At 50.9% G+C, this 3,736-nt stretch carries 6 protein-coding genes; 5 read left to right on the top strand and 1 reads right to left on the bottom strand.

Annotated features, from left to right (window positions below; translation table 11 throughout):
• Positions 1 to 582: 582 nt before the first annotated feature.
• The 3 genes from ACK5LI_RS03905 to ACK5LI_RS03895 are packed head-to-tail and all read left to right on the top strand — an operon-like array spanning position 583 to position 1,666.
• Positions 583 to 825: a hypothetical protein gene (locus tag ACK5LI_RS03905; protein ID WP_416945852.1), complete on the top strand. Its 243-nt coding sequence runs from the start codon at positions 583 to 585 to the stop codon at positions 823 to 825.
• The gene (locus tag ACK5LI_RS03900) at positions 825 to 1,334 is read left to right on the top strand and encodes a host-nuclease inhibitor Gam family protein (RefSeq protein WP_416946428.1); all 510 of its coding nucleotides are present in this window, start codon (positions 825 to 827) and stop codon (positions 1,332 to 1,334) included. Before ACK5LI_RS03905 ends, ACK5LI_RS03900 begins: the two co-directional genes overlap by 1 nt.
• Before the next feature lie 2 nt (positions 1,335 to 1,336).
• Positions 1,337 to 1,666, top strand: coding sequence for a hypothetical protein (locus ACK5LI_RS03895; RefSeq protein WP_416946426.1), 330 nt, complete (start codon positions 1,337 to 1,339; stop codon positions 1,664 to 1,666).
• A 217-nt stretch (positions 1,667 to 1,883) separates the two neighbouring features.
• On the opposite strand, the gene ACK5LI_RS03890 is transcribed toward ACK5LI_RS03895, so the two are convergent.
• The gene (locus ACK5LI_RS03890; RefSeq protein WP_416946424.1) at positions 1,884 to 2,612 is read right to left on the bottom strand and encodes a hypothetical protein; all 729 of its coding nucleotides are present in this window, start codon (positions 2,610 to 2,612) and stop codon (positions 1,884 to 1,886) included.
• A 211-nt stretch (positions 2,613 to 2,823) separates the two neighbouring features.
• On the opposite strand from ACK5LI_RS03890, the gene ACK5LI_RS03885 reads away from it, so the two are divergent.
• Complete coding sequence (locus ACK5LI_RS03885) at positions 2,824 to 3,321, top strand: D-Ala-D-Ala carboxypeptidase family metallohydrolase (protein ID WP_416946422.1); 498 nt, start codon at positions 2,824 to 2,826, stop codon at positions 3,319 to 3,321.
• A 3-nt stretch (positions 3,322 to 3,324) separates the two neighbouring features.
• A partial coding sequence (locus ACK5LI_RS03880; protein WP_416946420.1) for a hypothetical protein occupies positions 3,325 to 3,736 on the top strand: 412 nt, incomplete at its 3' end.

The raw sequence follows: 3,736 nt of genomic DNA, 5'->3' as shown, positions 1-3,736 counted from the left end.
TGCGTGAAGCAGCCCGACGCCTTGGAAAGAACGGCAAGGTGTTCACCAACAGAATGCTCTTTATAGCGCTGCAGGCGCAAAACGCACCGGAAAAGGCTCGCATACGAAGGCAAGCGCAGACGCAGGTTAAAACCGGAGAGTAGCAGCGTACTGCTCCCGGAGAATATCGATACAACCCTGCTGCCGCACCAGCTCGCAACGCTCAGGTTATTATGCAGATGTGGCGCGCCTTGCATTCCATGAACCCGGGTTTTTCGACACAGGACTTAGCGCGTATTTCCGGCGCCAAATACAATTACGCTCTAAAGTATGTGCGCCCCCTGGAGGCGGCGGGATATCTGTCCGTATACCGGCGTAAGGGAAACACTATTTTGTATAAGACTACGGAAAAGCTCCGCAATCAGCGAAATACTTTTTATCCGCCTAAGCCTATCAGCGACCCTTTTGAAGAGGAAAGCCAGAGTGCATATGACATGCTTGGATTATTCCTGCTTCGTGATCCGTATCAACCGGCAGTGCGGCAAAAAATTGTCGGGCATTGCAAAACAATACTGACCCGCTTTGAACGGGAGGAGGCCTCCGATGACCAGTGATACTCCCCGTAGTACCGGCAATTGTGGTTGTTCTTATGCTCCAGATGGCCCTATTTCGCGGCGTATGCATGTATACGCAGTAGAGATTGCTGCACAGCTTCAGAAATTGCCTCAGACCTCTTTTGAAGCTGCCAGCCCCGCCCTCAAAGGGTTATTTGCTGAGATTGACCGCGTGGCAGATATGGAGTCCACGATCCCCGTTTCAACCTTTGTCAGTAAGGAGCACGCATAGTGAGTAGGACTAAGCCCAAAACTCATATCATTGGCAGCTTACAAGGGATGGAGGCCGCTCTTGCCGAAATGGCAGATATTGACCGCTCCATTGCTCGCCACACCGCCGACATGAACGAGGTGATGGATAAGGCCAAGGCAGATAGCAAGGCGCAATGTGAGCCGTTGTTGCAGCGTCGTAAAGCTTTGGAGGATGCCGTAGCAACGTTTGCCACACTGCATCGGAGCGAACTTTTTGATAAAAAGAAAAGTCGTGACCTTGGCTTCGGAATTGTCGGGTTTCGCAAAGTTACCAAGCTACTGACTCTGCCTAAAATTACACTGGGAAACGTTCTTGAGCGATTGCATGACCTTGGATTTACCAGCGCTATCCGCACCAAAGAGAGCGTAGACAGGGAGGTCATGCGAGAATGGCCGGAGGAGAGGTTGCATACCGTAGGAATGCGCCGCGTGTCGGAAGATGAATTTTATATTGAAATTGCCAGTGAAGAACTGGCGCGCGAGGCATAGCCATGAATAGAGCATTTGACCGGATAAGGAGCGAACTGGGAGCAGTCACACAGGCGCAGCTGTCCGAGGTGCTTGGTATTAATCAAGCCAGTGTAAGCATCGCAAAGCGTTCCGGGGATACTGTTGGAAAGAGGTTGGCGGAACAAAAAGTTAATACGCCGATTACTGAATCAGCCTTAGTGCCAATGAAAGAGCAAGCTATCAAAGCCGCAATGCCCGAGAATTTACGCGAGAAGGTTTTTGATTTCAAAATAATTGAAGATGATTTCATCAACGGGCTGAAAGATGCAGAGCGTATCCCTTTGTCCTCACCTGTTTTCGCTGACGCCTGAAGAGATGCTGACAGCAAAGGCCTTGCTTCGAGTTGATGAGGTTGCCTACTGCCTGAACCTATCTGAACGTAAAGTTCGCAAGCTCATAGACGAGGGGCGATTAATTCGGCATCGGGATGCGCCTGTGCGGGTGACAGCGGCGAGCGTGCGGGAAGAGATGGGACGGGTTGATTGGTAGGCATAAAGATGCCCCGCAAAAGCGGGGCACTTGGGAAAGTCAGCCTTCTAATTTTGCTTTTATTTCAATCGTCTTTGCATGGATATCTTCTATAATCTCTGTCTGTTCTCCGTCATCTATATTATCCTTTTTGAGATAAAATAGAACGTCTTGGTATGCGTCCAGTGCTTTTTTCCAATTCTCTTTAAACTCGTGTCTCTCGGCAGCCTCCATGAGCTTGCCGAGCTCCGTTTCATGAATCATGGATTCAATAGCGGCCCTCTGGGCGGCAAGCCACGAGCTATCATAGTATTCTGATGAGCTTGCGGTAGTTATTGCTGTAAGAGCTTTTACGAAACGAGAAATTTTTGTACTTGGAGTTTTGGCGGCTTGTGCTTTTTCAACTTCTTTTTGGATTTCCAAAGCGAGCAACTTCTGTAAAATGGCTCGGCCTGCCTGCTGCAACTCATTGTGTAACGCGACCCAGTCGGTACGGTGGGGGAATTGGTCAATAAGATTTGTTAGATTTTTAAGCGCCACATCATACCGTGACCGTGCTGTGTCTTGATTTTTTGTGCTTTCAAGGAGTTTAATACTCTCATGTATGACACGGAGACTTGTCTGCACCTCGGGCAGAGCATTTTCACGAGCAGCTTGTTTTTCATAGCGTAACCGCTCTTTACGAGCCGCGCGGTCCTCGCGCCCCTGTCCACCCAATTCTTTGCGCTTCAGGTATAGATAGGCTGCCAAACCAATCAGTGTTAAAAAAAGAATAGTGCCAAAATCCATGTCGCCTCCTTTTTAAGACCTGTATAAGACAGAGAGGTTGTTTTCAAGGGTAGTTTCTTTTCGCTGTCTGTGAGGGTGGGCGTTGTTCTTGATGCGTGCGCCAGTACATTGCGCCACATTGAAGAAACCTTGCACCGTTTGCACCATTTTCCGACAGTACTCCAAAACAACCGTAGGCTGCACAGCATCAACCTAAAACAAGGACGATGTCATGCAGCGTATTTCTCTTTCCCCCAATTTCTTCCTCGACGAATTCACCCGCAGTCAGACCGCTGAGCGGTTTGGTCATCCCATCGAAGTGGAGCTCGGCTCCACCGTCTTCAACAATATTCAGTTCCTCTGCTTGGCCCTGCTGCAGCCCATCCGGGAAGCGCTGGGGCCTATTACCATTTCCAGCGGCTACCGGCCCAAATGGCTTAATGACCACATAGGCGGCTCTTCTAGGTCGGATCACCTCACAGGGCTTGCGGCGGACATTATCGTTCCCGGTCGCAGCCCTCTTGATGTGGTGCGGTTCATCAGCGGCCAAAACCTTGGCTACAAGCAGCTGATTAACGAGCATGACCGCTGGGTACACATCGCTTCCCCCGGTCCTGACATTATGCCGCGCCGACAGGAACTCACCATCTGGCATAACGGCCAGCAGAACCTGACTGCGGCGGGCCTGCATTCCGTGAAAGAACTGCGGGAACAGGCGTTGAGGGGGTAGCGTATGGGACTCCTCAACATAGGTAAAAATCTGCTCAAGCTTGTTCCGGGTGTCGGGCAGGTTGTCAGCCTGATCGATACTGTGGGCGACATAGCTGAGGCCGTAGGGGGCGATACCGGTAAGAAAATTAAAACCGGACTCTCTATGGTTTCCGACGGGTTGAACGAAGCCGGTGCGCAGCCCCTTACCCCGGAGCAACGGACTCAGCTTGAGCTTGCCGGACAACGCCATAAAGAACGCATGGCTGAAATTGAACTTTCCGACATTGAAGGCGGGCGCGGTCTGGCCAAGGCGGAGCTGGCTTCTCAGGATGAATATGTTCGCCAGACCCGTCCAAAGCTTCTTCGTATTTATGCCTGGGGCTTCCTGCTTTTGTGCTTTATCGCCGTTCCGCTTGTGGTGGCCGCTGCAGTAT

This window comes from Oleidesulfovibrio sp., assembly GCF_047973035.1.
Taxonomy (GTDB): domain Bacteria; phylum Desulfobacterota; class Desulfovibrionia; order Desulfovibrionales; family Desulfovibrionaceae; genus Oleidesulfovibrio.
The sequence above is the reverse complement of the archived record's forward strand: the minus strand, read 5'-3'. Positions and strand labels throughout refer to the sequence as shown.

Coding starts and splice junctions, on each gene's coding strand:
- ACK5LI_RS03885 (WP_416946422.1), top strand. CDS start 2,824: ATGCAGCGTATTTCTCTTTCCCCCAATTTCTTCCTCGACGAATTCACC.
- ACK5LI_RS03895 (WP_416946426.1), top strand. CDS start 1,337: ATGAATAGAGCATTTGACCGGATAAGGAGCGAACTGGGAGCAGTCACA.
- ACK5LI_RS03905 (WP_416945852.1), top strand. CDS start 583: ATGACCAGTGATACTCCCCGTAGTACCGGCAATTGTGGTTGTTCTTAT.
- ACK5LI_RS03890 (WP_416946424.1), bottom strand. CDS start 2,612: ATGGATTTTGGCACTATTCTTTTTTTAACACTGATTGGTTTGGCAGCC.